This window comes from Hymenobacter segetis (assembly GCF_038448715.1).
In the GTDB taxonomy this organism is placed as follows: Bacteria; Bacteroidota; Bacteroidia; order Cytophagales; family Hymenobacteraceae; genus Hymenobacter; species Hymenobacter segetis.
In genome coordinates, this window is sequence record NZ_JBCEVZ010000008.1 from 40,163 (window position 1) to 65,446 (window position 25,284).

22 protein-coding genes are annotated in these 25,284 nt (G+C 60.3%); 11 read left to right on the forward strand and 11 right to left on the reverse strand.

Going from position 1 to position 25,284, the window contains the following annotated elements; all coding sequences use genetic code 11:
* Positions 1 to 188: 188 nt before the first annotated feature.
* Together AAFH49_RS05295 and AAFH49_RS05300 are read right to left on the reverse strand one after the other, a co-directional pair.
* Positions 189 to 986 (reverse strand): phosphatase PAP2 family protein, encoded by a 798-nt coding sequence (locus AAFH49_RS05295; protein WP_342296461.1) that lies wholly within the window; start codon positions 984 to 986, stop codon positions 189 to 191.
* A 227-nt stretch (positions 987 to 1,213) separates the two neighbouring features.
* Positions 1,214 to 2,479: an asparagine synthetase B gene (locus AAFH49_RS05300; protein ID WP_342296462.1), complete on the reverse strand. Its 1,266-nt coding sequence runs from the start codon at positions 2,477 to 2,479 to the stop codon at positions 1,214 to 1,216.
* Positions 2,480 to 2,656: 177 nt separating this feature from the next.
* Here AAFH49_RS05300 and AAFH49_RS05305 point away from each other — a divergent pair, with 177 nt between their 5' ends.
* From AAFH49_RS05305 to AAFH49_RS05315, 3 genes are all read left to right on the forward strand, one after another.
* Positions 2,657 to 3,898: an ABC transporter permease gene (locus AAFH49_RS05305; protein ID WP_342296463.1), complete on the forward strand. Its 1,242-nt coding sequence runs from the start codon at positions 2,657 to 2,659 to the stop codon at positions 3,896 to 3,898.
* Positions 3,899 to 3,965: 67 nt separating this feature from the next.
* A complete protein-coding gene (locus AAFH49_RS05310; protein ID WP_342296464.1) occupies positions 3,966 to 4,766 on the forward strand; it encodes a hypothetical protein in 801 nt (266 codons plus the stop codon).
* Positions 4,767 to 4,815: 49 nt separating this feature from the next.
* The gene (locus tag AAFH49_RS05315; RefSeq protein WP_342296465.1) at positions 4,816 to 5,646 is read left to right on the forward strand and encodes a hypothetical protein; all 831 of its coding nucleotides are present in this window, start codon (positions 4,816 to 4,818) and stop codon (positions 5,644 to 5,646) included.
* A 195-nt stretch (positions 5,647 to 5,841) separates the two neighbouring features.
* Here the strand turns inward: AAFH49_RS05315 and mtaB are convergent, their stop codons facing one another.
* Both mtaB and AAFH49_RS05325 read right to left on the reverse strand, forming a co-directional pair.
* Positions 5,842 to 7,176, reverse strand: coding sequence for a tRNA (N(6)-L-threonylcarbamoyladenosine(37)-C(2))-methylthiotransferase MtaB (gene mtaB, locus AAFH49_RS05320; RefSeq protein WP_342296466.1), 1,335 nt, complete (start codon positions 7,174 to 7,176; stop codon positions 5,842 to 5,844).
* Between the two features lie 30 nt (positions 7,177 to 7,206).
* Positions 7,207 to 9,069 carry an LTA synthase family protein gene (locus tag AAFH49_RS05325; RefSeq protein WP_342296467.1) on the reverse strand — a complete coding sequence of 621 codons (1,863 nt, stop codon included), beginning with the start codon at positions 9,067 to 9,069 and terminating at the stop codon, positions 7,207 to 7,209.
* 249 nt (positions 9,070 to 9,318) lie between these two features.
* On the opposite strand from AAFH49_RS05325, the gene AAFH49_RS05330 reads away from it, so the two are divergent.
* Positions 9,319 to 11,508: a glutamine synthetase III family protein gene (locus AAFH49_RS05330; RefSeq protein ID WP_342296468.1), complete on the forward strand. Its 2,190-nt coding sequence runs from the start codon at positions 9,319 to 9,321 to the stop codon at positions 11,506 to 11,508.
* Between the two features lie 136 nt (positions 11,509 to 11,644).
* Here the strand turns inward: AAFH49_RS05330 and AAFH49_RS05335 are convergent, their stop codons facing one another.
* Positions 11,645 to 12,217, reverse strand: a complete 573-nt coding sequence (locus AAFH49_RS05335) for a hypothetical protein (RefSeq protein WP_342296469.1) — start codon at positions 12,215 to 12,217, stop codon at positions 11,645 to 11,647.
* Between the two features lie 187 nt (positions 12,218 to 12,404).
* Between AAFH49_RS05335 and AAFH49_RS05340 the strand changes: the two genes are divergently transcribed.
* The 3 genes from AAFH49_RS05340 (at position 12,405) to AAFH49_RS05350 (ending at position 14,422) form a co-directional block, all read left to right on the forward strand.
* The gene (locus tag AAFH49_RS05340) at positions 12,405 to 12,770 is read left to right on the forward strand and encodes a hypothetical protein (protein WP_342296470.1); all 366 of its coding nucleotides are present in this window, start codon (positions 12,405 to 12,407) and stop codon (positions 12,768 to 12,770) included.
* A 37-nt stretch (positions 12,771 to 12,807) separates the two neighbouring features.
* Positions 12,808 to 13,335, forward strand: coding sequence for a PAS domain-containing protein (locus tag AAFH49_RS05345; RefSeq protein WP_342296471.1), 528 nt, complete (start codon positions 12,808 to 12,810; stop codon positions 13,333 to 13,335).
* Positions 13,336 to 13,447: 112 nt separating this feature from the next.
* Complete coding sequence (locus AAFH49_RS05350; protein ID WP_342296472.1) at positions 13,448 to 14,422, forward strand: NAD(P)H-quinone oxidoreductase; 975 nt, start codon at positions 13,448 to 13,450, stop codon at positions 14,420 to 14,422.
* Between the two features lie 68 nt (positions 14,423 to 14,490).
* On the opposite strand, the gene AAFH49_RS05355 is transcribed toward AAFH49_RS05350, so the two are convergent.
* The 4 genes from AAFH49_RS05355 to AAFH49_RS05370 all read right to left on the reverse strand — a co-directional run bounded on the left by AAFH49_RS05355 (position 14,491) and on the right by AAFH49_RS05370 (position 18,711).
* The gene (locus tag AAFH49_RS05355) at positions 14,491 to 15,096 is read right to left on the reverse strand and encodes a thioredoxin family protein (RefSeq protein ID WP_342296473.1); all 606 of its coding nucleotides are present in this window, start codon (positions 15,094 to 15,096) and stop codon (positions 14,491 to 14,493) included.
* Between the two features lie 36 nt (positions 15,097 to 15,132).
* Positions 15,133 to 15,621, reverse strand: coding sequence for a TlpA family protein disulfide reductase (locus AAFH49_RS05360; protein WP_342296474.1), 489 nt, complete (start codon positions 15,619 to 15,621; stop codon positions 15,133 to 15,135).
* A 70-nt stretch (positions 15,622 to 15,691) separates the two neighbouring features.
* On the reverse strand, positions 15,692 to 17,140 hold the full coding sequence (locus AAFH49_RS05365) for a phytoene desaturase family protein (protein ID WP_342296475.1): 1,449 nt from the start codon (positions 17,138 to 17,140) through the stop codon (positions 15,692 to 15,694).
* 47 nt (positions 17,141 to 17,187) lie between these two features.
* Positions 17,188 to 18,711: a lipase maturation factor family protein gene (locus tag AAFH49_RS05370; RefSeq protein WP_342296476.1), complete on the reverse strand. Its 1,524-nt coding sequence runs from the start codon at positions 18,709 to 18,711 to the stop codon at positions 17,188 to 17,190.
* A gap of 324 nt (positions 18,712 to 19,035) precedes the next feature.
* Between AAFH49_RS05370 and ispG the strand changes: the two genes are divergently transcribed.
* Entirely contained in the window at positions 19,036 to 21,024 is a 1,989-nt protein-coding gene (gene ispG / locus AAFH49_RS05375) for a (E)-4-hydroxy-3-methylbut-2-enyl-diphosphate synthase (protein WP_342296477.1), read from the forward strand.
* Between the two features lie 14 nt (positions 21,025 to 21,038).
* Entirely contained in the window at positions 21,039 to 21,356 is a 318-nt protein-coding gene (locus AAFH49_RS05380) for a hypothetical protein (RefSeq protein WP_342296478.1), read from the forward strand.
* A gap of 34 nt (positions 21,357 to 21,390) precedes the next feature.
* Here the strand turns inward: AAFH49_RS05380 and AAFH49_RS05385 are convergent, their stop codons facing one another.
* Positions 21,391 to 21,852, reverse strand: coding sequence for a YybH family protein (locus AAFH49_RS05385; RefSeq protein ID WP_342296479.1), 462 nt, complete (start codon positions 21,850 to 21,852; stop codon positions 21,391 to 21,393).
* A gap of 106 nt (positions 21,853 to 21,958) precedes the next feature.
* Here AAFH49_RS05385 and AAFH49_RS05390 point away from each other — a divergent pair, with 106 nt between their 5' ends.
* Positions 21,959 to 22,132, forward strand: a complete 174-nt coding sequence (locus AAFH49_RS05390) for a DUF6728 family protein (RefSeq protein WP_198068543.1) — start codon at positions 21,959 to 21,961, stop codon at positions 22,130 to 22,132.
* 11 nt (positions 22,133 to 22,143) lie between these two features.
* Complete coding sequence (locus tag AAFH49_RS05395) at positions 22,144 to 22,494, forward strand: MmcQ/YjbR family DNA-binding protein (RefSeq protein WP_342296480.1); 351 nt, start codon at positions 22,144 to 22,146, stop codon at positions 22,492 to 22,494.
* A 116-nt stretch (positions 22,495 to 22,610) separates the two neighbouring features.
* Here AAFH49_RS05395 and AAFH49_RS05400 read toward each other — a convergent pair whose 3' ends face one another.
* Positions 22,611 to 25,226, reverse strand: a complete 2,616-nt coding sequence (locus tag AAFH49_RS05400) for a M14 family metallopeptidase (RefSeq protein WP_342296481.1) — start codon at positions 25,224 to 25,226, stop codon at positions 22,611 to 22,613.
* Positions 25,227 to 25,284 lie beyond the last annotated feature (58 nt).

Consider the following 25,284-nt stretch of genomic DNA (forward strand, 5'->3'; position numbering starts at 1 on the left):
CTGGCGCTGGCAAAGGCCATGCACAAGTTTCAGGTGCGGGCTGGCGGGCAGTTAGCAGGCCGGCGGATATGCTGAGCGCGCCGGTGTGCGGGGCGAGCAAGTCGTTATGTTCGTCCTCGATATTGGTTGAGTGGACACGTTGCCGGCAAAGGGGCGGAGGTGCAATTCCTGGGTGAATGCTGTTGGCGCTACGGCCGGAAGGCCAGTGCGGCCCCGGCCCCCGCGCCGGGCACGTAGGTGGGCACCAGCAGCAGCTTGTGCGTCAGGCGCGGCGGCAGCATTTTGGTGAAGGCGGGATACAGGTGCCACACGGTTTCGGCCGAGAGGAAACCGATGGCGGCCCCGGCCAGCACATCGGTGGCCCAGTGCTTGTTGCCCATCAGGCGCATGGCCCCGGTGGCGGTGGCCACGGCGTAGCCGCTCACGCTCACCCACGGGTACTGGCGGCCGTACTGCTCGTGCAGCAGCGTGGCCGTGAGAAAGGCCTGCGCCGTGTGCGACGACGGAAAAGAGCTCAAATCCTGGGCGTTGTAGGGGCGCGGCTCGGCGGTGATGCGCTTGAGGTTGCTCACGATGCCTTCGTCGAGCTCGTGGGCGGCCAGGTAGATGAGGGTGAAGCCCACGGCCGAGCGCTCGCCCCGGTGGCCGGTGGCCATCAGGCCGTAAGCCAAGGCTAAGGGCGCGTGACGCGAATAGTCGTCGATGCCATACGAATCGAAGCCCCTGAAAACCTCCTGCGTTTCGGCCTGCATGTCCTGTTTGGCCTGGCAAAGCACCGTGCTGTAAGTGGGACTGTGGGCCATCACACCCACCGCAACCAGCGCCGAGGGTACGGCAATGCGCAGGGCCACGGCCCGGACCTTATTGACAGGCCGTGGGGCCTGAATGGCCGAATCAGCCGGCAAAGCCGGGAGTTGCTGGGCGTGGGCCGGACTAGCAGTCAAGCTGCCCAACGCAAACAGGAATAGGCTTAAGCGTAAAAGCAAATCAAAGGCATATAAATGTGGTCCTTAAAATTAAGCCACAAGTAGCCCTGCCACGGGACTGAACCCGGCGAATGGCACGCTACGCGGTGCGAACAGCCGGGAAATTCCCGTCAAGGCAAAATGCCGGGCGCTGCGAAAAGGAATAATGCCTGCCGGCTAAAAATTCCAGTCAATAAAAAAGCCCCAACCGGTGAAAGTTGGGGCTTGGGGATGTAGAGCCGTGCGGCTTAGGTTTTCTGCTTCTTCTTCTTGGCCGCCGGGAAGAGAATGTTGTTCAATATCAATCGGTAGCCGGGCGAGTTGGGGTGCAGCGCCAGGTCGGTCGGCTCTTCGCCCACGAGGTGCTGGTAGTCTTCGGGGTCGTGGCCGCCGTAAAAGGTCCAGGTGCCTTTGCCCAGCGTGCCGTGGATGTAGCGGGCCTCGCCGGTTTGCTTGGTTTCGCCCATCACGATGACGTCGGGCTTGATGAGGCTTTTGCGGAAGGCCGTAGTCTGGCCCATGAAGCCGTGGATGGTTTTGTCGTGGTTCTGGCAGAGCATGGTGGGCACCGGGTCGTACTTGGCCGAGTAGGTGAAGAGCGAGAAATAGTCGTTCTGCTCGCCTAGGCCACGCTCATTGGGCTGCATGTCGATGTTGGAATACTCGTAGAAATACGGGTCGCGCACCAGCTGGAAGTTCTGGAAGGCCAGGCAGCGGTTGAAATTCAGCTTGGATTGGGCATTGGGGTCGGCTGGGTCGCCGTCGTACATGCTTTCTACGATGTCGATGCCCAAGCCCGCCAGCGCAATGTCGTAGCTGTCGGTGGCCGAGCACATGGCGAACAGGAAGCCACCGCCTGCTATGAATTCCTGCATTTTGGTGGCCACCGCGCCTTTCATCACACTCACTTTGGCAAAGCCGTTGCGCTTGGCGGCGGCTTCGGCATCGCGCACCTGCTGCTGGTACCACGGGTAGTTGCGGTAGGTGGCGTAGAACTTGCCGTACTCGCCGGTGAAATCTTCGTGGTGCAGGTGCAGCCAGTCGTACTTGGGCAGCTCGCCCTTCAGCACCTCGTCGTCGTAAATCTGGGTGTAGGGGATTTCGGCGTAGGTGAGCACCATGGTCACGGCATCGTCCCAAGGCTGCTTGCCTTTGGGCGTGTAGACCGCGATTTTGGGCACTTTCTCCAGCTTCATCACGTCCATGTTGGCGTTGGGGTCAGCTATTTCCTGGAGTATGCTGGTGTACTGCGCCTCGCTGATTACCTGAAAGCTGACGCCGCGCACGGCCAGCTCATTCTCGGCCCCCGGAGTGCTCTCGAAGGCAAAAGAGCCGCCCCGATAATTAAGTAACCAGTCGACGGGTACTTCGCGCTGAAGCAGCCAGAAAGCCACGCCGTAGGCCTTCAGGCACTCTTTCTGGGTGTTATCCATTGGGATGAACACATGGTTGGCGCGGGCCGCCAGCGGGGCCACGGCCACGAGCAAAAGCAACAAAAAACGCTTGAGCAGCATAGTTTTTGAGAGAAGGAAACGCAGCAAACCAACGAGGTTGCGGCGCCAGTGGTTCAAGTTAAGCGTCGGCCGCCGAACTTTGGCGTCCTTGCGCTGCCGTGTGGCCCCCGTAGCAACCCGCTGCAGGCACGTCCATTTCCTCGGCAACGCCAACCCTGCCGGCCAAAGTCCCTGCCCATGAGCCCTTTCGAAAACGTCCGCGAAGCCTTCCGTTCCATCCGCGCCAACCTACTGCGCACCATTCTCACGGCGCTTATTCTCAGCATCGGGCTGTTTGCGCTGGTGGGCATCCTCACGGGCATCGATGCGATGAAAAATTCGCTGTCCGAAACCTTTGCCAGCCTCGGAGCCAACTCATTTGAGCTGCACGCCAAAGGCTACAGCAACCGCGGGCGGCGCGGCGGCGTGCAGGCCAAGCAATATCCGCCCATCAACTTCCTGCAAGCCAAGCAGTACAAAAAGGCCATCGGCGACAATGCCAAAGTTGGCATTTCGGCCTTCATCGCCGGGGCTGTGGAGATGAAAGCCAACGGTACCAAAACCAACCCCAACATGCAAGTGGTGGCCGGCGACGAAAACTACCTGAAAATCGAAGGCTACAACCTGGCCGGCGGCCGCACCTTCTCACAATCCGAGCTCAACAGCGGGGCCAACGTGATGATTGTGGGCGACGAAATCCGCTCCAAACTATTCCCGAAGCAAAGCCCGGTGGGCAAATACGTGGCCGCTATGGGCCGCCGCTTCCTGATTGTGGGCCTGCTCGAAAAGAGCGGCAGCGGAGCCGGTGGGGGCGGCGGGGCCGACCGCATCGCCCTGCTGCCCCTCGAAACCGGCAACCAGATGCCTCGCCAGCGCGCCCTCACCTACGACGTGAAAACGGCCACCGACAACCACGCCACCCTAAACTTCATCATGGGCCAGGCCACCGGCATCATGCGCGCCGTGCGGCACGACAAGTTGGGCCAGGAAGAAAGTTTCGTGGTCGAAAGCAGCGAGTCGCTGGCCAATGACCTGGATTCGATTTCGGGCAAAATGAAGGCCGGTGGTAGCATCATTGCCTTCGTAACGCTGCTCGGGGCCAGCATTGCCCTCATGAACATCATGCTGGTGTCGGTAACGGAGCGCACCCGCGAAATCGGCATTCGCAAGGCACTGGGTGCCACGGCCCGCCAAATCCGGTTTCAGTTTCTGATGGAGGCCATTGTGATTTGCCTGCTGGGCGGCGGCATGGGCATTCTGCTGGGCGTGCTTGGCGGCAACCTAGTGGCCAAGTTCGTGGGTTCGGGGTCCTTCCTGGTGCCGTGGGGCTGGATGGCGGCGGGCCTGGTTATCTGCGTGGGCGTGGGTATGGCCTCGGGCTACTACCCGGCCAGCAAAGCCGCCGCGCTGGACCCGATTGATTCGCTGCGCTACGAATAACATAGTTGTGAACAGGCTATGTAATTGGGTTTTATGTGCCTGGTTTTTAGCTGGGGCCACACCTGGCTTGGCACAAGCCGGGGCTGGGGTGGCCCCGGCACGCGTCGTTACGGTTACGGAAGGCCGGCAGGCCAATCGATTTAAAGTGCCGCAGGTGCAACTAGCCGATTCCGCCGTGGCCGGACGCATCAACCGCCGCATCGTGGCGCTGGTGCTTAGTGGGGAAACCGACTCCAGGCTGAGCGTGCGCCAGCAACTGCGCCAAGCCGAGCGGACGTGTTGTTTCGATGCGGAAGGCGGCCGGGGCTGGCAGACGGTCGGGCAGGGCCTGACGGGCTGTGACTATAGCGTGCTGCTAAATCAGCAAGGTCTGCTATCCATAGAATACTCGCAGGAATTCACTGGGGCCTATTCGTGGGAGCAGGCCCTGCACGTCACCTTCGACCTGCGCACTGGCCGTCAGCTGGCCCTGGCCGACCTCTTAGCCGACCCGCCCGCGCAACTGACGCGCCGGATGCACGGTGCCATCAGCCGCCGCTTTGGCGAAACCCTGGCCGGTATGGGCAACGAAGCAGATTCAGCCGTCATTACTACCGTGGCCGAGCGTTTCAGCTGGGATTGGACCGCTAAGCGCGTGCGATTTCAGTCAGACGCTGGGCCCGCCGAAGAAGCCCGCGCTTCCGAACCGGATTTAGAAAGCTTTGCTCTCACGCCGCACGAGGTGCGGCTGTACTACGAACGGATGCTGCCGCACGTCATCCTGAATTTCGAGCCCGACAACACCTATCATTTTCCATACGCCCGGGTCCAGCCGCGCGGGCTGCTGGTGCCAGTAGCTGCAAAAGCCACGCAGGTCAAACTAAAGTAAACATGGCCGAATGTTATACATTTGCACAACTACTCATTTGTGTAAGTGTATGGCTGTGCCCGTTTCCGTTCCTATCGACCAGCGCTTTGCGCAACTCATTCAGCAGTTTGGGTTGACCAAAAACAGCTTTGCCATCTCCCTGGGCAAGACGGCCAGCGTTGTTCAGCACCTCATCGACGGCCGCAACAAGCCCGGCTACGACCTGCTGTGCAAAGTATTTGAGATTTATCCAAATGTGTCCAGAGACTGGCTTTTGCTGGGCCGGGGCCCCATGCTGGTGAGCGGCGAACATGCCCCTAAAGCCGTCGCACCACCCGCCGCAATCTCACCGGAAGCGCCGCTTGAACCCATCGATTTATCCGATGTGGAAGTTCACGCTGCCCGCCGGGCCGGGCCGGGCGTGGCCGGCTCCCGGCTCCAGCCCGCCGAAATTGCGGCTACGTTGGCGCTAGCTGCCGCGGCCAATCAGCCCGTGCGCGCCGTTGGGGCGTCAGCACCCACTGAGATTGAAATGCCCCAGTCCGCGCCGGTTTCAGCTACCCCCGCTGTAGTTGAAACGCCCGTCGCAATTGAAGCACCTGCTACTCCCGAAGCCCAGGTTACACCCGTTACGCCGACTGCTCAAGCCCCGGCCGCACCGAGCGTGCCACAGATGCCGGAGCCCGTACCGATGGCGGCTGCCGCACAGTCTCAGCCCATATCCGCCCCGGCAATATTGCCTCCAAGCACGCCCTCGCCTGAAGTTTATGTGGCTGCTGCTCTGCACGCTCAGCACTTGCAGCACCAGTTGGCCCTTTCCGAAATGCGCAACCAGCACCTGCTGGAGCAGCAACAGATGCTGCGCGAAATGCTGGCTATGGCCCGGCAGAGCATGGTCTAATCCCCGGACCACGGATTCGCTCGGATTTTTCGGATTCCCCGGATTTTGTCGACGACTTTATATCAGATAAAAAGTAAAAAGTCCACTCCGAAAGTGGCCTTTTTACTTTTTAAGCGACGTTTGGTTCTTAACTGTGTGTACCGTTCACAAAATCCGGGAAATCCGAAAAATTTGAGCGAATCCATGGTCCGGGGATTAGGCGAATATGCCCATTTCTTCGGCCTCCATCAGCCCGGCAGCATTCACGCTTGTGAGGCGCAGCGGCTTCATTTCGCCCACCAGCAGCGGGTCGTATTTCGCGGCTACGCGGATGTAGTTGGGCGTGAAGCCCTCCATTTGGCCATTGGTCACGTCGTCTTCAAACAGCACTTCGGTTTCGAGGCCGAGGTGTTCTTCGTAGAAAAACCGCTTTTTCTTCTCCGAAAGGCTGCGCAGCTGGGTGGTGCGCTCGTGCCGCACCCGGTCCTGCACGCGGCCGGGCAGGGTGGGAGCCAGCGTATCGGCCCGCTCCGAGTACGGAAAAACGTGCAGATAGCTAATGGGCAGCTCGTTCAGAAAATTATAGGTGTCTAAAAAATCCGCGTCCGTTTCGCCGGGAAAGCCCACGATGACATCGACGCCGATGCAGGCGTGCGGCATGAGTTCCTTGATGCGGGCCACGCGCTGGGCGTAGAGCGCCCGGCGGTAGCGGCGGCGCATCAGGCCCAGAATTTTATCCGAGCCGCTTTGCAGCGGGATGTGGAAGTGCGGCATGAATCGTTCCGACGCGGCCACGGTGGTCAGAATCTCATCGGTGAGAAGATTGGGCTCGCAGCTGCTGATGCGGAAGCGGCGGATGCCGGCTACCTGGTCCAATGCCTGTACCAGTTGGGTGAAATCTTCGCGGCGCTCGCGCTCGGGGCCTTGCAGGCCGAAATCGCCAAGATTGACGCCGGTGAGCACGATTTCCTTTACACCGGTTTCGGCCAGTTTCTCCACGCGCTCCACCACGCTGGCTACGCTGCCCGAGCGGCTGCCGCCCCGCGCCAGCGGGATGGTGCAGAACGAGCAGGAATAGTCGCAGCCGTCCTGCACTTTGAGGAAGGTGCGGGTGCGGTCACCGAAGGAGTGCGCGGCCACAAATTCGGTGGCTTCCGAGATGGGCGAGGCGTGCACCGCGCCGGGCTGCCCGACGGCGGGCTTCTTGAAATCGGCCAGGATATCCACGAGCATAAACTTCTCGGCCGCACCCAGCACGGCGCTCACGCCGGGAATGGCCGCGATTTCCTGCGGCTTAAGCTGCGCGTAGCAGCCCACGATGGCCACAAACGCATCCGGATTGTGCTTCAGGGCCTGCTGCACCACCTTGCGGCACTTGCGGTCGGCGTGGTCTGTCACCGAGCAGGTATTGATAACATAGAGGTCGGCCCCGGCCTCAAAAGGGATTTTCTGGAAGCCTTTTTCCTCAAACTGCCGGCCGATAGCCGATGTTTCGGAGAAGTTCAGCTTGCAGCCGAGGGTATAAAAAGCAACGGATTGGGGGGTAGGCATAGTCCCGCAAAGGTACGGCCCGGGCGCGTTCTACTTGTGCGCAAAGTCTTCCATTGATACCTGCTCCATGGCCTGGCCCAGTTTCAACTGGCTGTCGGGGGTGCCGGCGTCGCGGTCGATAACGTGGCTGCCCACGTTATCAAAGGTGATGGTGCCTTGAGGCGAAACAGCCCCGAAACCGTTATTAAAGCAGTAATACACAAAGGGCGGGTTGTGCGGAGCCAGCAGGTCGCGGCTCCAGACGAAGGCGGTGGCCGGCAGCTGCAACTGGTGCAGCAGCGTAGTGGCCACGTCCGTTTGCGAACCCAGGGCGCTCACCACCCGGCCCCGGGCTTCGGGCCGCAACGCGCCGCCGGCCAGCAACAGCGGAATCCGGAATTTGTCGGGGCTTTGGTTTGAGGAGTTGCCGGGCTGTTGGTGGCCATGGTCGGCCACCAGAACGATTAGGGTATGGGCGTACCAGGGCTGCTTTTTGGCCTCTTTTAGAAATTTGCCCAGCGTATAATCCGTATAATAAACGGAATTGCGGAACAGCGCCACCTCATCGGTGCCGCGGAAATGCGGTTTCATCGGCACCTCAAAAGGCTCGTGACTGCTGAGCGTGAAGGCCGTGACGAAGAACGGCTGCTGCTGCTGGCGCAGGTCGCCCAGAATACGGTTGAACAGCACCCCATCATGTGCCCCCCACTTCGAGTTCTGGTCGGCCGCAGCAAAATCATTTCGCTCCGTAAATTTCTCGTAGCCACCCGCTTGCAGGTAGCTTCTCATGTTGGCAAACGCCAGCTCACCCCCATAATAATAGTGCGAGCGGTAGCCCACCGCCGCCAGCGACCGGCCCAAATGAGGGAGGCGCTCCGTTTTGCGGGGGAACTTGATGATGCTGGTAGTAGGCTGATTGGGGTAGCCCGAAAGCAGCGAAACCAGGCCCTTCTGGCTGCGGTCGCCGGCCGCGAAGATGTTGTTGAACAGAATCCCGGTTCGGGCCAGGCTGTCGAGGGTGGGCGTCACGCCCTTTTCGCCGCCCACGCTGCCCACAAACTTCGAAGTGAAGCTTTCGAGAATGATGAACAGCACGTTGGGCCGCGCTTCGCTCAGCACCAGCGCCGACGAATCGGGCCGGGCCGGCGCACCCACAGCCAGTGGGTACAGTCCTGCCACCAGACGGCGGGCCGTGCTGTCGGGCATGAAGGGCTGGATGGGCTGCTCGGCCGCCCGCAGCACCAGCGCGCTTATCATGTTCCACGGCGCATTGAGGGCCGCGTGGTTGGCAAAGGCCACGTTGGAGAAATACACGTCGCTTTGGTTCACCGGAATCTGCTGGGTGCCTCCGCGCAGCGGCACTACCAGCAGCGCGGCGTAGAGCAGGCTGGCCAGCGCCGCCCGCCCGCGCCCAAACCACGCCGGCAGTGGCGCAAGCCGTCCCACCATTACCTTATATAGGTAGGTGCCCGCGCCCACCAGGCCCAGCAGCAGCAGCACCAGCAGGGCAATGGGCGCGCTGCCGGCCGAGGCCGCCATTTCCTGCGGCGAATTCAGGTACTGGATAGGCGTGTCATCGAGCCGGAAGCCCCACGCACGGTACAGCTCCAGGTCAGCCGTGACTAGCACCGCCAGCACGATGCCGATGATGGCCGAATAGCCCGTTAGCAGCCGCTGCAAGTGGAACCGGGGAAATAGGCTGCCAATCACAAATAGGAGAAAAGGAATCAGGCACACATAAGCCGCCGCCGAAGCATCCAGCCGCAGGCCATGTCCCAGACTACCCAGCACCTGCGCCACCGACAACTGAGCCGTTGCCTTGTGCTGATATCCCAGAAAAAGGCCCCGGCATAGCTCAAAAAACACCAGCCAGAAAAAAAAGTAGCGCGGCTGGAACGCAAAGCGGTTTTTCACGCCCTAAAGATAGACGCCACCGTTGCGCCCCAAAAACATTAGTCTCCTAACAAGCTCAACTAGGAAGCCGGCTTAATTTTCGAAAAGAGGGCAAAAATGAAAGGGTGTAACAGTAAAAAGAGGCGCAAAACGAGAAAAAGACTTAAGAATTCAGGGCGACTCGCTATGATTTGTGATTCATGTTTTATCTTTGCCCTCAGAATACGAACTCATCCGCTTCACTCTTTCCCCGTTTGGTAGTCAATTCTTATGGCCATCCTCCGCTTTAAAGCTTTAGAACTCGTTAATCTGCGCCGCCCCATTACCGTGGAGCCCGCCGCCGCCCGTCGCTCCGACAGCTTTGGGCAAAGCGTGTTCAATCTGGAAGCCATGCGGGCCACCATGCCCGGCGATTATTTCAAAAAGCTCCAGGCCGCCATCAAGCAGGGCGCTACCGTGGAGCGCAACGTGGCCGACGCCGTGGCCTCGGCCATGAAAACCTGGGCCATGGCCAAGGGTGCTACCCACTACACCCACTGGTTCCAGCCCCTGACCGGCGCCACCGCTGAAAAGCACGACTCGTTCTTCGACCTGAACTCCGACGGTCGGCCAATTGAAAACTTCAAAGGTTCGGCCCTCGTGCAGCAGGAGCCCGATGCCTCGTCGTTCCCCAACGGCGGCATCCGTAACACCTTCGAGGCCCGTGGCTACACCGCCTGGGACCCCACTTCGCCCGCCTTCATCATCGAAACCGTAGGTGCCAAAACGCTGTGCATCCCCACGATTTTCGTGGCTTACACCGGCGAAGCCCTCGACTACAAAGCCCCGCTGCTGAAGTCGCTGGCCCTGCTGGAAAAGTCGGCCCTCGACGTTTGCCACTACTTCGACAAAGACGTGAGCCGCGTGAACACCACGCTCGGCATCGAGCAGGAGTATTTCCTGGTTGACAAGGCGCTGTACGACGCCCGCCCCGACCTGGTGATGACCGGCCGTACCCTGTTTGGGCACACGCCGGCCAAAGGCCAGCAGCTCGATGACCATTATTTCGGCTCGATTCCGGCCCGTGTGCACGGCTTCATGCTGGAGTTTGAGGAAGAAGCTAACCTGCTCGGTATTCCGTTGCGCACCCGTCACAACGAGGTGGCTCCCAACCAGTTTGAGTGTGCCCCCACGTTTGAGGACGCTAACTTGGCCGTTGACCACAACCAGTTGCTGATGGACGTGATGGCCCGCGTAGGCGAGCGTCACAACTTCAAAGTGCTGCTGCACGAGAAGCCCTTCGCCGGCGTGAACGGTAGCGGCAAGCACAACAACTGGGCAATGAGCACCGACACCGGTGTAAACCTGCTCGCCCCCGGCCGTCGTCCCAAGGAGAACCTGCAATTCTTGGCCTTCCTCATCACCACCATCAAAGCGGTGCACCGCTACGCTGATTTGCTGCGTTCGAGCATCGCCTCGGCCAGCAACGACCACCGTCTGGGTGCCAACGAGGCCCCGCCGGCCATCATGTCGGTGTTCCTGGGTTCGATGCTGGACGGCGTGCTCGACGAGTTGGAGCGCACCGCCAAGCTGCCGCTTGACAAAGGCGACAACATTTACCTGAAGCTGGGCATCGACAAGATTCCAGCCATCCTGCTCGACAACACCGACCGCAACCGTACCTCGCCCTTCGCCTTCACCGGCAACAAGTTCGAGCTGCGTGCCGTGGGTTCGTCGGCCAACTGCTCCTCGGCCATGACGGTACTCAACACCATCGTTGCCGACCAGCTCATCGACTTCAAGGAGTCGGTTGACAGCCTCATCGAGCAGGGCAAGAAAAAAGAAGTGGCCATCGTGGAAATTCTCCGCGAGTATGTAATATCTTCGAAGAATATTCGTTTCGAGGGCAACGGCTACTCCGACGAATGGAAAGAAGAAGCCGAAAAGCGTGGCCTCAGCAACATTGCCACCACGCCCCAGGCCTTGGATGCTCTTGTTCGCGATGATGCGGCTGACCTGTTTGCCCGTCACGGCATCTTCTCGGAAATTGAGCTGCACGCCCGCCACGAGATTTTGCTGGAGGAGTACATGAAGAAAATCCAGATTGAAAGCCGCGTAATGGGCGATTTGGCCATCAACCACATCATCCCGACCGCGCTTTCGTATCAGACCAAGCTGGTGAACAACGTGCGCGGCCTGCGCGAGCTCGGCCTCGACGACGAGCACAGCCAGGTAACGCTGGAAATGATTAAAGCCATTTCCCGCTACGTTTCGACCATCAAAACCAACGCCGACGCCATGACGGAGGCGCGTAAAAAAGCTAACAAAATCGGAGACGCCCGCGCCCTGGCCGTAGCGTACTGCGAAGAAGTAAAACCAAAATTCGACCCCATCCGCCGCGCCGTTGATAAACTGGAGCAGATGGTGGCCGACGAGGACTGGCCTCTGGTGAAGTACCGCGAACTATTGTTCAGCCGGTAATTCGTCAGCGGACGGAATCGGGTCCGGTGTTGGGTGGGAATTCTCGCCGCGCCCCGGTTTTGAAAGAGCCATCTCGGGTGAGATGGCTTTTTTTGGTAAGCGGCCGCAATCGTTTGCAGTGGGGTTTGCTTTTGACTTATTCTGGAATTGTGTCTGCCTGACGAGGCTTGGCGGTTTTTCTGGCTTTAGGCGCGGGTGCGGCTAGTAGCAAGGGCAGGCGGGGCGTTAGGGCATCTTCGGCTTCATCAACCACTACTTCGGCGCTGCTGCCAGGGTCGGGTACCAGCATTTTCCAGGTAGCACTGCGCAGCTCGTCTAGCTTTTCCAAGGCGTCGCTGACTGTGGGATTGGCCTTTAGCTTATCAAACAAGCCGCTTTTGTTGCCCACGACAATCAGCTTTTCAATCACGAAGGGCAGCACCCAGCCCACCACGTTGGAGGCCAGCGCACCGCGCAAGCCCAGGCGGAGCAGCAGACGCACGGTCATTTGCTCGATGAGCAGGACGCGTGCGGCGGGCAGCGCTTTATCGGCCAGGAAATCGGCGACCAGCTTGAGGTTGCCTTTCTCTACTTCGGCCCGGAGCACGTCCTGCACGCTGTCGAGGGCACGGCCGGCCAGCTGGCGAAACAGGCGGCCTGTTTGCCAGGCCGCGAGGCCGGTGAAGCGGGCGGCACCGAGAAGGGTGGGCAGGAAGCGTGGTTTTTTCATGGATTGCAACGAATATCGGCCCTAATGGGCTGCGTAAGGAACGCAGCAACGCCCAAAGGGGTTAGGCGCTGCGGTAAGCAATGGTTTGCGGGAACTACTGAAAATTGGGGATTGGCCCAAAAATGTGGTAACCCATCTGCCATTTGCTTGTTAATTTTCCACCTAAGGGTGGCGCTTTTTCTTCTGTATGTCTGATTTGCTGCTGGATATAAATTTACAACATCTGCCCGATGACTATTTCGGCGGGGAATGGCAGGTGGCCAGCCGGGTGCTGAACCACAATGACCCCGCTAGTCCACTGGCACTGGCCGACCGGCTGGTGCTCCGGCCGGGTAAGGTAGAGGCCAAGCCCACGCCGCCCGGCCCCAGCCAAACCGGCAACTGGGCTGTGATGCGCGACGAGCTCATGAACCGGCCCTACCTCAACTTCGAGCTGCCCAACGAGGCTACCCGCGCCTTGGTCACACGCATGCGCCGCTCGGCCGATGGCTTGCGCAGTCAATTGAATCTGTATTTCGCGTCGGGCATGGAAATGCAGCTCGACCGCGCCTAAGCGTACTTTTATTTCGGTTTTTAAGCTTTTCTGATTCGTGAGCACACCGCAAGAAGTTACCCCGTTGCCCGCCATCGCCCAGAATGGGCTCGTAGGGCCTGAGCAGTTCACTTTCCTGGCCGATATGATTCCGCAATTGGTCTGGATTACTGACCAGAATGGGTTTCACACCTATTTCAACCAGCGCTGGACCAATTTCACGGGCTATGTGCTGGCCGACAGCGTGGGGCCGGATATGTGGAACAACCTGCTGCACCCCGACGACCGTGCCCGCGCCCGTGACGTATGGGGCCACTCGCTGGCCACCGGCGATAACTACAATATCGAATACCGCTTCAAAGCCAAGGATGGCTCGTACCGCTGGTTTCTGGGCCAAGCCCTGCCGCGCCGGGGCGAGAATGGCGAGATTATCGCCTGGTTTGGCACCTGCACCGACATCCAGGAGCAGCGCCAGATGCGTGACCAGCTCGAAGCCGCGTACTCGGACCTCGAAGCCAAGGTAATGTTCCGCACGCTGGATTTGGAGCGGGAAGTAAAACAACTGCGCGAAGCGGCGGGCAAATAGGCTTTAGCGAATAAGCATTGTTCAAAACGGCTCTTCGGAGCCGTTTTGCGTTAGTAGCGGTATCATCTGCTTATCCGTTGACCCGCTTGGGTCGCCCATTTTCCTGTTTCCTATGAATGCCATCGTTATCCAGCAGCCCGGCGGGCCGGAAGTTCTCCACTTGCAACAGCAGTCCAAGCCGCAGCCAGCGGCGCACGAAGTGCTCATCCGCGTGCACGCCGCCGGTGTAAACCGGCCGGATGTACTGATGCGCCAGGGCAAGTATGCCGGTAGCGGCGACGTAACCGGCTTGGTGCCCGGCCTGGAAATAGCCGGCACCATAGAATCCAGTGGGGCCGATGTGACCCGCTGGCAGCCCGGCGATGCCGTGTGCGCCCTGCTGCCCGCTGGTGGCTATGCCGAATACGCCGTGGTGGATGCTCGCCACTGCCTGCCCGTGCCCGCCGGCCTGAGCATGGTAGAGGCCGCTGCGCTGCCCGAAACCGTGTTTACAGTGTGGCACAACGTGTTTCAGCGCGGCGGCCTGCAGCCCGGCGAAACGCTGCTGGTGCACGGCGGCAGCAGCGGCATTGGCACCACGGCCATTCAGCTGGCGCGGGCGTTGGGCAGCCACGTGGCCATCACGGCCGGCGATGATGCCAAATGCTCGGCTTGTCTGGAGCTGGGGGCCGACTGGGCCATCAACTACAAAACCCAGGATTTTGAGGCGGTACTGAACGAGGCCGGCGTCGATGTGATTCTCGACATGATTGGCGGCGACTACATCGCCAAAAACCTGCGCCTGCTGAAGGACGACGGCCGCTTGGTGTTCGTGAATGCCATGCAAGGCGGCAAGGGCGAATTCAACGCGCTGGAGGTGATGCGGCGGCGGCTGAGCATCACGGGCAGCACGCTGCGGCCCCGCTCAGCCGAATTTAAAGCCGCGCTGGCAGCAGCCGTCGAGCAGCACGTGTGGCCGCTGATTGCGGCCGGCAAGTTCCGGCCGGTTATCTACAAAACTTTTCCGCTTGCGGAGGCTGCTGCTGCGCATGAATTAATGGAAAGCAGTGCCCATATCGGCAAAATTGTGCTGGAAGTAGGTGTGTAGTTCAAGCAAAAAGGCCCGTTCCATATCGTTTGGAACGGGCCTTTTTGCTTTAATGAAAAGCTAAACGCTTACGCCCGCTTCCATTTAATGCCGCAGCCGATGGCCTTGGTTTCGCTGGTAGTGGCGGGCTTGACGGCCAGAATTTCCGTCATGGCATTTTCCACGTACTTGGTTTTCGCCAGTTTAGCGTCTTCCGAATTATCGTCGATGGCCCCGATGTAGGACACCACAAAATCCGTCCCCTTACGGGTGAGCACGAAGAGGTGCGGCGTGCGCGTGGCACCGTAGGTTTTGGCCACTTGCTGCGACTCGTCCTGCAGGTAGGGGAAGGCGTATTTCTTGCTTTGCATGGCAGCGTAGGAGTCGCTGGGGGCCACGGCCGGGTCGTTGGGGTTGATGGCTACCACGGGGTAGCCCAGCGGCGCATATTTGGTGTTCAAGTCGATGATGCGGCTTTCGTAGGCTTTGGCGAAAGGGCAGGTGTTGCAGGTGAATACCACAATGTAGCCTTTGGCAGCTTTGTTATCAGCCAGCGACACCATTTTGCCGTCGATGTTTTTTAGCTTGAAATCGGCGGCTTTATCTCCGACTTTGTATCCGTCGGCCAGTGGGCGCAACACGAAGCTGCTCAGTAATATGAAGCAGAGGGCGAGGAATGTCAGGGCTTTTTTCATGGCTCAAAGAGATTGCGGGGTGTTCTTTAAAGATAGTTATTGCTGAATGTTTTTCAGGGCTGCCTGGAGCTCGGCGGCTGACAGCTCGCGCTCGAAGGTGGCGCGGCGTTTGGTCTTGTTGTTGAAAATCAGGGTAAAGGGTAGCGCACCTGACCATTTGACGTCCACTTTGGAAATCCATTCGTTGGGGTCGGGCTCGTTCAGTAGCAGCACCTCCGATTTCAGGCCGCGCTGCTTCACGAAGGGTTTCACCTTCTTGTCGAGTTGCGAAGCGTAGTCCAAGCTTACGAGCAGGATTTTTACTTTTTTGGTAGCATTAGCCACGCGCAGCTGCTCGAAATTGGGCAATTCTTTCACACAGGGCGCGCACCAGGTAGCCCAGAAATTCACCACGTAGGTCGTGTCCGTAGGCCGTGCCAGGCGCTTTTGCAGCTCCGGAAATCGGATGACAGTTATCTGCTGGGCAAATGCAGAGGCGGAGCAGAGCAAGCTGCCGCCCAGAACAAGGATTTTTATCAGACGCATTAAATATGAGCAGCGGGGGCGTTCCTCCACAGACAGGCAAGTGCGGCCGGAAGTTGCGCCCGGCCCTGATTTACGCCCCATACAGCGGCGGCGCGGGCAGCCGAAATACATCGCGCAGGGCGCGGCGGGCGGCGTAATAGCCGCACATGCCGTGCACGCCCCCGCCGGGTGGTGTGGCCGAGGAACACAAATATAGCCCGCGTTGCGAGGTGCGGTAGGGCGATGCCCGTAGCGCCGGGCGCGTGAATAACTGGCTGATGTCCAATCGTCCGCCGTTGATGTCGCCGCCCACATAGTTGGGGTTGTATTCCTCCATCTGGGCGGTGTCGAAAGTGTGGCGGGCCAGAATGCGCTCCCGAAAGCCGGGTGCAAAGCGTTCGACTTGGCGCTCGATGGCGGCGGTCATGTTCTGGCGCGAGCCGTTGGGGACGTGGCAGTAGGCCCAGGCGGTGTGCCGCCCGGCCGGAGCGCGAGTGGCGTCGAAGAGGCTTTGCTGGGCCAGCAGCACAAAGGGCTTTTCTGAGTGCTGGCCGCGTGAGGTGGCTTGTTCGCTGGCGGCGATTTCGGCCAGCGTATTGCCCAAATGGATAGTGCCGGCCCGGGCACATTCAGGCGCGGTGAAGGGAATTGGTTCGGCCAGTGCCCAGTCGATTTTGAAGACCCCCATGCCGTAGCGGTAGCGCCGCAACTGCCACTGGTAAATACTCGACAGGCTATGCCCGGCAATCTGAAGCAGCTGCGCTGGGGTCACATCAAAAAGCACGGCCCGCGCCGACGGCAGCTGCGCCAGTGAACGCACAGACGTGCCGGTTTCAACCCGTCCGCCCAGGGCCACGAAATGCGCCACCAGCGCATCGGCAATTGCTTGGGAGCCGCCTTTGGGCATTGGCCAGCCGCCGCGGTGGGCCGCAATCAGCAGCACCAACGCAATGGCGGAAGTGGTCAGGTTGCTCAATGGCTGGATGGCGTGGGCGGCCATGCCGGCCAGCAAGCCTTTGGCTTTTTCACCCGTGAAGCGTCGCGCCAGCATCGTGGCCGGTAGCAGCGCCGAGAGGCCAAAACGAGCCATATCGAGCGGGTGCCGGGGGAAATGCAGCGGGGCCAGCACGTCGTTGGCAATGTTGGGCCACTGGGCTACAAACGGGCCGAGCAGGCGCTCATAAGCAGCGGCATCAGAGCCGAGGCTACGGGCGGTATCGGTCAGAGAAGCCGCAATGGCAGCAGTGCCGTCGTCGAACGGGTGCGCGGCGGCCACGGGCGGCGTAATGTACTTGAGCCCGTAGCGCGCCAGCGGCAGCGTCTGAAAAAAGGGCGAAGCCGCCGCCAGCGGGTGAATGGCCGAGCAGATATCGTGGTGAAAACCGGGCAGCGTCAGTTCGGCCGTGCGCAGGCCGCCGCCGATTTTCTTTTTGCCTTCGAGCAGCAATACCGACAACCCCGCTTGCTGTAGCACGATGGCCGCCGCCAGCCCGTTGGGGCCGGAACCGACGACGACGGCATCATAGGTGGGCGTGCTCATGCAGTACGGGATTGGGTTTGAGGCAAAGGAGCGAGAGGTTTCCCGGCTTAAGGTCCCCAGCCCGACCGTCGCAGGAACTCAACCAAACGCGGGTCATCGGCCGACAGCGGCACCAGCCACATATCAACCCGTTCCCGCTGCCACCACTGGCCCTGCGGGTTATCGGGCCGGGCAAACTTGTAGCGGTACCGCACGGCCCGAATATAGCGCGGCGGCTGGCCGGGAAACGGGTTGCGGGCAAATAAACTGACCGCGTTGGGGTCGTTGTGCAGGAGTTTCGACACCAGATTTACCGTCCAAGGATAATCGGCAGGCGAGGCCATAGCGGCAAACCACATCTGCCAGTCGAGCCGCAGTTGGTAGGGCGCGATTTGGGGCGGGCGTTGGTCAAGGGCCACAGGGAGGCCTTTGTAGGGGTAGGGCTGCCAGGTGGCGCTGTCGTTGGGAATGGTGTCGCGGGTGCCTTCAAATACCACGTTCAGCCGCTCCCGGCCCACTGTGCCGAAGGCTCCGTAGGTGTTCACCAAATCCAGCGGGTCGAAAGAGGTGTTCATGATTTGGCCCGGCGAAACCATGTTCAGCGCCGGCCGGATGCTGAGCAGGGTGACAATCGCCGTGACCACCCAGGCCGTGGTGCGCATGGGGCGCGATTCCTCGGCCTGCGCCGCCGCAGCCGCAGCCCGGCGTACCAGCGGCTGGGGCAGCAACTTGGCCCAGAAGCCGTCGTCGAAACAAGCGAGGGCCGGCACGATGGTCAGCCAGTTCAAAAATGACAGGTTGCCGCTCAGAATTAGGGTTGTCTGAAACAGTATCATGACTACGCCAGCCGCATGCCGGGCCACGCGCGGTCCGAAAGCAAAACAGGGTGCCAGCAACTCGGCCAGCCAGTTGAACCACACGCCCAGTCGCAGGGCCGCGCGTGGCAAAAAGTGGAACCACCGGCTCAGCGGGCCGGGTATGGGCTGGGTTTCGAAGTGGTAGTAAAGCGCGGTGCTGTTGCGCCAGACGTCATCGCCGCGCACCTTGATGAGCCCGGCCCCGAGCATGACGCGCACCACCACCCAGCGAAACAGCACGATGATGGGCATGGGTGGAGCATACTTCGGAAAAGGCCGCCCATCGAGCAAAGGGCACAGAAAAATGGCCAGAAACCCGGTTTCGGTCAGCTGAATTTCCCAGCCGTAGCTATACCATTCCTGCCCCACGTGCACGAAGGACATGTACAGCCCCCACAGCACCGCCAGTAGCAGCGCGTTGGCATAGCCGGCCGCGACAATGCAGGAAAGCCCGAATCCCAGCCAAGCCGCCGTCAGCAAAGCCGCATCGGAATGGCCGAGCCAGAAAATGGACGGCAGCCGCACAAAGCCCGCACCCGCCGACCCCAGCACTACGCTTGCTCGCTTCAGAAAAAGCCCCACCGGCAGCAGCCCATGTTCCCCAATTAGCGGCACAATCTGATTGATGGCCACCAGAAATGCCACCGCATACAATGAGCCCAATAGGCGCAAAATGACGAAGCGCGTGAGCCAGTAGGTCGGCGCGGGCGGCGTAGTGGAAGCCTCGGTTTCCATGTTGATGCGCACCAATGGAACGGGAACAGCTCAGCAGGCAGCTCGCTGCATTTTACTATATACCCGTTTTTTGCGCTGCGGTTGGGGGTGGATTATCTGCAAATACCTAATATGAAAAACGTTAGGAGCTAAATCTGCTTACCGTTGAGGCAGGCCCGGCGGCCGTCTGGGGCGATGGCGGCCAACGCTTCAAACGGAAATCAGGCCGGCTCGCAAGCTTCTTCCGCTCCCCGACATTGCGCATGTGCGCCACGCGGCCGCCCGTTACCGCTTTACCTTTGCGCTACCGCGCAACTTTCGCCTGCCGACCCTAGTTTTTGCCTCATGAATAAGACGTATTGCCCCAGCCTCACCGAATACAAGCGCCGCGTATCGCGCGTGGTCAACATTGGCGGCGTGCCGATGGGCGGCGACTACCCCATTCGCGTGCAGAGCATGACCACCGTGGATACGATGGACACCATGGGCTCGGTGGAGCAGACGCTGCGCATGGTGGAAGCCGGCTGCGAATACGTGCGCATTACCGCGCCCAGCATGAAGGAGGCCCAGAACCTGCTGGAAATCAAGAAAGAGCTGCGCAAGCGCGGCTGCAACGTGCCCCTCATCGCCGACATCCACTTCACGCCCAATGCCGCCGAGCTGGCCGCCCGCATCGTGGAGAAAGTGCGCGTGAATCCCGGTAACTATGCCGATAAAAAGAAATTTGAGGAGATTGAATACACCGATGCCACCTACGCGGCCGAGGTTGAACGCATCCGCGAGCGGTTCCGGCCGCTGGTCCAGATTTGCAAGCAGCACGGCACGGCCATGCGCATCGGCACCAACCACGGCTCGCTGAGTGACCGCATTCTGAGCCGCTACGGCGACACCCCGCTCGGCATGGTGGAGTCGGCGCTGGAATTCCTGCGCCTCTGCGAGGAAGAAAACTACTACGACGTGGTGCTAAGCATGAAAGCCAGCAACACCCAGGTGATGGTGCAGGCCTACCGCCTGCTGGTGCAGAAGCTCGATGAGGAAGGCCTGCAACCCTACCCGCTGCACCTGGGCGTGACCGAAGCCGGCGAGGCCGAAGACGGCCGCATCAAGAGTGCCGTGGGCATCGGCACCCTTCTGGAAGATGGCCTCGGCGATACCGTCCGCGTGTCGCTCACCGAAGCGCCCGAGGCCGAAGCCCCGGTGGCCCGCATGCTGATTGACCGCTACATCGGCCGCGCCGCGCAGGCCCAGCCCATTAAGCCGCTGGAAGGGGAGGTGCCGATAAATCCGTTCCAGTATTTCCGCCGCCACACGCACGAGGTGGCCAATTTTGGAGGGCAGAATGTGCCGCGCGTCATCGTGAGCATTGCCCGCCTGCCCCGCGTGGAGTATGCCGACCTGAGCGCCGTGGGCCATTTGTATTCGCCGTTTCTGGACAAGTTTCAGATGGCCGACCACGGGGCCGACTACGTGTTCAGCGGCGAACGTCCGGTGCCGTTTATGCTCCCCAACGGTCTCAAGGAAATCGTGACGTACTCGGCCTGGCGCGATGCGGGCAGCCGCCCGCACCACTTCCCGGTGCTCACCGCCGACCGCTACGTGGAGGATGGGCCGCGGCATCCGCAGCTCAATTTCCTGCTCATCAGCCTCGATGCGCTTGATGCGGCCATGCTACAACAGCTGCGGCAGGATACGACCGTGGTGCTGGTGCTGCACACCACCAACGCCCACGCCATGCCGGAACTGCGCCGGGCCTTCTTCGAGCTGATGAAGCACGAAGTAACCTGCCCGGTGGTCATCGCCCGCTCGTTTCCTGACCAACCTGTGGAGCAAACCCAGCTCGACGCGGCCACCGACGTGGGCGGCCTGCTCATCGATGGCCTGGGCGATGGCGTGGTGCTGGGCGTGGAGCTGCTGAGCAACCGCTCGCAGGAGGAATGGCTCGATACGGTGAGCGGCCTCAACCAGCTCTCGTTCGGCATCCTGCAGGCGGCCCGCACCCGCATGAGCAAAACCGAATACATCAGTTGCCCCAGCTGCGGCCGCACCCTGTTCGATTTGCAGGAAACCACGGCCATGATTCGCAAGCGCACCGACCACCTCAAGGGCATCAAAATCGGCATCATGGGCTGCATCGTGAACGGCCCTGGCGAAATGGCCGATGCCGACTACGGCTACGTGGGCGTGGGCAAGGGCAAAATTTCCCTCTACCGTGGCCAGGAAGTCATCAAGAAATCGGTGCCCGAGGAACGAGCCGTGGACGACCTGATTGAGCTCATGCGCGAGGACGGGCGCTGGATTGAGAAGGAGGTGTTGGGCGAGCCGGTGGGGGCGTAATTATTTTCCTCAGCATGGAAATCCAGCTTTTTGCAGGCTCAATCAAGCTGGGAATAGTTGATTCAAAAATTATTGATGACTCAATGGGTATAGTCGGGGGAATACTTCAGCCTTCGCCGGCTTATTTCTCGGATTTCCAGTCCTTTTTCCGCGCAAATACGCAAGCGCCCGATTGGCAGGCATTAGCAGATTTAGAATTAACAGGGCTTTTTTCACTTGGTGAAATTCTTGAATGCGACGGAGGTATTTGTCTTACCGATGTTGAAGAGTATAGTGAAATTAGCGTAGAATTCTGTGGCCTCAATCAGCGCATTATGAGCATAATTCGATGATAATTAACATGCTGCGGATAGTTGAATCAATAAGCTACTTACACTTCTCCTTGCGCCGCGTATCGATAATATGCGCGATTTTCCAGCCGTCGGCTAGCTTCACCAACTGGAACGAGTCGTAGCCGCAGTGGCTGAATTTGCTGCCTAGGTAGAACTCGTAGGGAGCCCACACGCTGGCCAGATTGGCATCAATTAGCACCCGCTCGAATTGCACCCGCTCGTCCCATATTTCGGGGTGGGGCGTGCCCACGGCTTTCAGGAAGCCGTTGATGGCTTCGATTTCCAGCGTGGGCGGCTGGCCCGGCTTGCCGCTAAAACCGTGGAATACCGCCGCCGGGGCCAGCGTGCGGCGCACGGCGGTGCTGTCGCCGCGCCGCATACCGTCGAAAAAGGCAGTGACGATTTGCTTCACGGCCTCGGTTTCGGAGAGGGCTTTTTGGGCGTGGGCGGCGGGCGCAGCGGCCACCAGCAGCAACAGGAGCGGAAAAAACTTCATGCGTTTCGAGGTTTAAGGATGCTCAACGACGAGGGAAAGCCGGCCGCATTGCAAATCTTTCTGGCGCGGCGGGTGTTACCTTAGCTACTCCCAAACTTGCTTTGATATGAACGGCAAAAACCTCTTCAATTTCGGCCCGGTCCTCGGCTACTATTTCCGGAAAAACGACCCCAACCGCAAGAACAACTTCAACCTGAAGACCATGCACTTCATCAATAAGCTCAGCTTGGCTATGTTTCTGGTGTGCCTGGTGGTGATGCTGTTCCGTTACGTGCTGTAGTCCAGGGTAGGATGAATATTGAGGATTTCCGCGACTACTGCCTGCTGAAAGCCGGCGTGACCGAAGAAACGCCCTTCGGCCCCGAAACGCTGGTGTTTAAAGTCGGCGGCAAAGTGTTTGCCCTGACTGATATCGACACATTCGGCAGCATCAACCTGAAATGCGACCCCGAGCGCGCCGAGGAGCTACGCGAAGCGCACGACTACGTGCGGCCCGGCTACCACATGAACAAGAAGCATTGGAACACGGTGCTCATCGGCACGGGAGCCCCAGAAAGTCAACTGCGCGAGTTGATTGACCACTCATATGACCTGGTGCGGGCCTCGTTGCCGAAGGCCGTAAAGGCGACGCTGGAAATGTAGCTTGGACTCTGCGAGTCCGAGCCGCAAGCGTAGCGAGCATCTGGAACCGAATAAATTCAGACGCGAGATGCTCGCTCTGCTCGCGGCTCGGACTCGCAGAGTCCAAGCTACGTGTGTTACTGCCCGACCAAGAAAACGGCGTTGCCAAACATCAGTTTCCCGCTCTGCCAGAAGGCGCGGAACAACGGGTTGTCACCCAGATACACTACCGAGCCGCGGCCCAAATCCTGGGTGCCGACTACAAACGTATCAGCAAGCTCCTTGCGGGCCTTGGTGCCGGTGAAACCGGCTGAATAACTGTCCTTTTTGATGACGCCTACGTTCCAGCCGCCTTTGCCCAGGAAGTTGTAGTTGAGCGGGTTGCGCACCAGGGCGAAGTAGGTGTCGCCGTAGCCGAAGGCCAGCGGGTGAGTATTGTCGAGTTGCACGCGGTAGATGCTGCCCTGCACGGCGTCTTCGGCTTCCTCGCGCTCGGCGTCGCCGTAGCGGCGTAGCAGGCGGTAGGGGTTGGCCTTCAGGTCTTTTTTAATGGCGGTGGAATCGGTGGTTTTGGGTTTTAGCAGGAAGTCCTTTTTGCTGGATAGGAATTTGGCCGCACCTTCGAGGGCGATGAGGCGGCCGCCGTCGCGCACCCAGGCTTTCAGGCTTTCGAGGTTGCGGTCGTTGTACACGTCGGCGTAGCCGCCATTGGGCAGGATGAGGACGTCGTACTTATTCAGCGACACGCGGCTGAGGTAGTCGGTGCCGAGCACCGTGAGCGGGTAGCCAAGCTGCTGCTCGAAGAAGTGCCAGACCTCACCAAAGGCGGTGGCATCCACGCCGGGGCCGGCCACTACGGCCACGTTCGGCTGCTTCACGAAGTGTACCGAACTGGAGCCCAAATCACGCCCCGAGGTTGAAAAGCCCGATTTCACGGCCATGACGGTGGTGCCGGCCGAGTCGGCCTGGGCGCGCACCAACTGGTCGAACCGCGCCCCGAGGCCCTCGTTGCCGGTGCGGGTGATGATGAGAGTACCGGGGGCGTACTGCTGGCCTTCTGACTCGAAGGCTTTTTCGGCGTAGCGCACCTTCACCTTCTGTTGCAGCAGGCGGCTGAGGAAGCGCACGTCCTGCAGGCTATTCCAGCGGGCGAGGTAGGCGTAGGGACGGTCGGCGGTGGCGGCGCTGCCCTTCACGCTGGCCGTGGCGGGCACGCTGGCTGAGGCGTCGAGGCGGCCGGCTACGGCGTAAGATTTCAGACCGAAGGCGTAAGGCAGGGCCCAGGACGTGATGTCGTAGGTAAGAGAATCTTCAAGCTGTGATTTTGGCTCAAACAGCACCTTCACCAGCGTCGATTTGGGCTGGTACATGCTGATAACCACGTCACGGGGCTCAATGGTGACGTCGCCGGTTTTGCCAGTGGTGTAGTTGAAGCCGCGAGTTTTGGTGCGCTTCGGGGCGTAGCCGTAGCGAATCTGATTGCGGTCGAGGTACTGGGTGAAGGCGCGGAGCTGGCCGGGGTCGTTGCCGGCCGCCATCACGTAGCTTTTGAACTCGCCCTGGGGCTTGCTGGCGGCGTTGGCGAAGTAGCTCTGGAACTCACGCACCAGGTCATCGTGCCGCTCGGCGGTGGCCTGGATGGTGGCGCGGCTGGCGGCGTGGTGGTGCGCAATGCGCTGGGCCAGCGTCAGGGTGTCGCCGTCGAGGCGGGCGTAGGCAACGCCGGCAGGGCCGCCGCCGCCCTGCTCATAGGTCATGCCGATGGCACCGTTGAAGCTAGGCCAAGTGTCGCCGTAGGTGGGCGCGTAGAGGTCATAGACTTCGCGGGTGAAGTACAGCCAGTTATTCTTGTCGAAGGCTACCTTGTTGTAGTCGCCCAGCACGCCCTGGAACTTGCGCTGCCAGGCCGTGAGGTCGGCGTGGTAGGGCTTGGCGGCGGGGGAGAAGTAGTAGGTGTTGTTCGGGCCCATTTCGTGGAAATCGGCGTGGACCTCGGGCAGCCACTGGTTGTAGAGGGCAATGCGCTGGCGGGTTTCCTGCTGGGTTTGCCAGGCCCAGTCGCGGTTCAGGTCGAAGTAGTAGTGATTGTAGCGGCCACCGGGCCAGGGCTCATGGTGCTCCCAGGAATCGGGGGCAGCGTTGATGGACTGGTTGCGCACGCGGTTGTACCAGTTCACGTACCGGTCGTGGCCGTCGGGGTTGATGCAGGGGTCGACTACAACGACGGTGTTTTTTAGCCAGTCCTGCATCTGCTGGTCCTGCGGGTTAGCCAGGTCGTAGAGCACCTGCATCACGGCTTCGGAGCTCACCGCTTCGTTGCCGTGTACGTTGTAGCTTAGCCAGCACACGCCGGGCAGTTGGCGCTGGGCGCTGCCGCTTTCGAGGCCGGCGAGGCGCAGGTTGTTATGGCGCACGTCTTCGAGCCGGCCAAAGGTTTCCGCGCTGGCAATCTGCACCACTTCCAGCGGGCGCTTCTCGTAGGTGCTGCCGTAGCGCACCAGCTTCATGCGGCCGGGCGTGTGGGCGGTGATGTGGGCCACGTAGCGTAGCAGCTCGGCGTGGGGCGTGAACTGCGCACCCAGCTTATAGCCCAGGAATTGCTCGGGCGTGAGCAGCGGTCCGGCGTCAGGGGCATTCAGGTTCTGGGCGGCGCTGCCAAAACTCAGCAACACCGCCAGCCCGGTGGCCATTGCTCCGAAAACCTGTCGCCAGATGCGAAGGAATATGAAATGCAGCCAGGAAAAATTAGTCATTTACAAACGAGAAATTATTGGATAACAAACCTACTGCTTGCCTGTGAAAAGAGGCTGC

Bases quoted from the DNA above. Each gene is read 5' to 3' on its own strand.
- AAFH49_RS05300 (WP_342296462.1), bottom strand. From the start codon at position 2,479: ATGCTGCTCAAGCGTTTTTTGTTGCTTTTGCTCGTGGCCGTGGCCCCG.
- AAFH49_RS05305 (WP_342296463.1), top strand. From the start codon at position 2,657: ATGAGCCCTTTCGAAAACGTCCGCGAAGCCTTCCGTTCCATCCGCGCC.
- AAFH49_RS05315 (WP_342296465.1), top strand. From the start codon at position 4,816: ATGGCTGTGCCCGTTTCCGTTCCTATCGACCAGCGCTTTGCGCAACTC.
- mtaB (WP_342296466.1), bottom strand. From the start codon at position 7,176: ATGCCTACCCCCCAATCCGTTGCTTTTTATACCCTCGGCTGCAAGCTG.
- AAFH49_RS05330 (WP_342296468.1), top strand. From the start codon at position 9,319: ATGGCCATCCTCCGCTTTAAAGCTTTAGAACTCGTTAATCTGCGCCGC.
- AAFH49_RS05335 (WP_342296469.1), bottom strand. From the start codon at position 12,217: ATGAAAAAACCACGCTTCCTGCCCACCCTTCTCGGTGCCGCCCGCTTC.
- AAFH49_RS05340 (WP_342296470.1), top strand. From the start codon at position 12,405: ATGTCTGATTTGCTGCTGGATATAAATTTACAACATCTGCCCGATGAC.
- AAFH49_RS05350 (WP_342296472.1), top strand. From the start codon at position 13,448: ATGAATGCCATCGTTATCCAGCAGCCCGGCGGGCCGGAAGTTCTCCAC.
- AAFH49_RS05355 (WP_342296473.1), bottom strand. From the start codon at position 15,096: ATGAAAAAAGCCCTGACATTCCTCGCCCTCTGCTTCATATTACTGAGC.
- AAFH49_RS05360 (WP_342296474.1), bottom strand. From the start codon at position 15,621: ATGCGTCTGATAAAAATCCTTGTTCTGGGCGGCAGCTTGCTCTGCTCC.
- AAFH49_RS05365 (WP_342296475.1), bottom strand. From the start codon at position 17,140: ATGAGCACGCCCACCTATGATGCCGTCGTCGTCGGTTCCGGCCCCAAC.
- AAFH49_RS05370 (WP_342296476.1), bottom strand. From the start codon at position 18,711: ATGGAAACCGAGGCTTCCACTACGCCGCCCGCGCCGACCTACTGGCTC.
- ispG (WP_342296477.1), top strand. From the start codon at position 19,036: ATGAATAAGACGTATTGCCCCAGCCTCACCGAATACAAGCGCCGCGTA.
- AAFH49_RS05380 (WP_342296478.1), top strand. From the start codon at position 21,039: ATGGAAATCCAGCTTTTTGCAGGCTCAATCAAGCTGGGAATAGTTGAT.
- AAFH49_RS05385 (WP_342296479.1), bottom strand. From the start codon at position 21,852: ATGAAGTTTTTTCCGCTCCTGTTGCTGCTGGTGGCCGCTGCGCCCGCC.
- AAFH49_RS05390 (WP_198068543.1), top strand. From the start codon at position 21,959: ATGAACGGCAAAAACCTCTTCAATTTCGGCCCGGTCCTCGGCTACTAT.
- AAFH49_RS05395 (WP_342296480.1), top strand. From the start codon at position 22,144: ATGAATATTGAGGATTTCCGCGACTACTGCCTGCTGAAAGCCGGCGTG.
- AAFH49_RS05400 (WP_342296481.1), bottom strand. From the start codon at position 25,226: ATGACTAATTTTTCCTGGCTGCATTTCATATTCCTTCGCATCTGGCGA.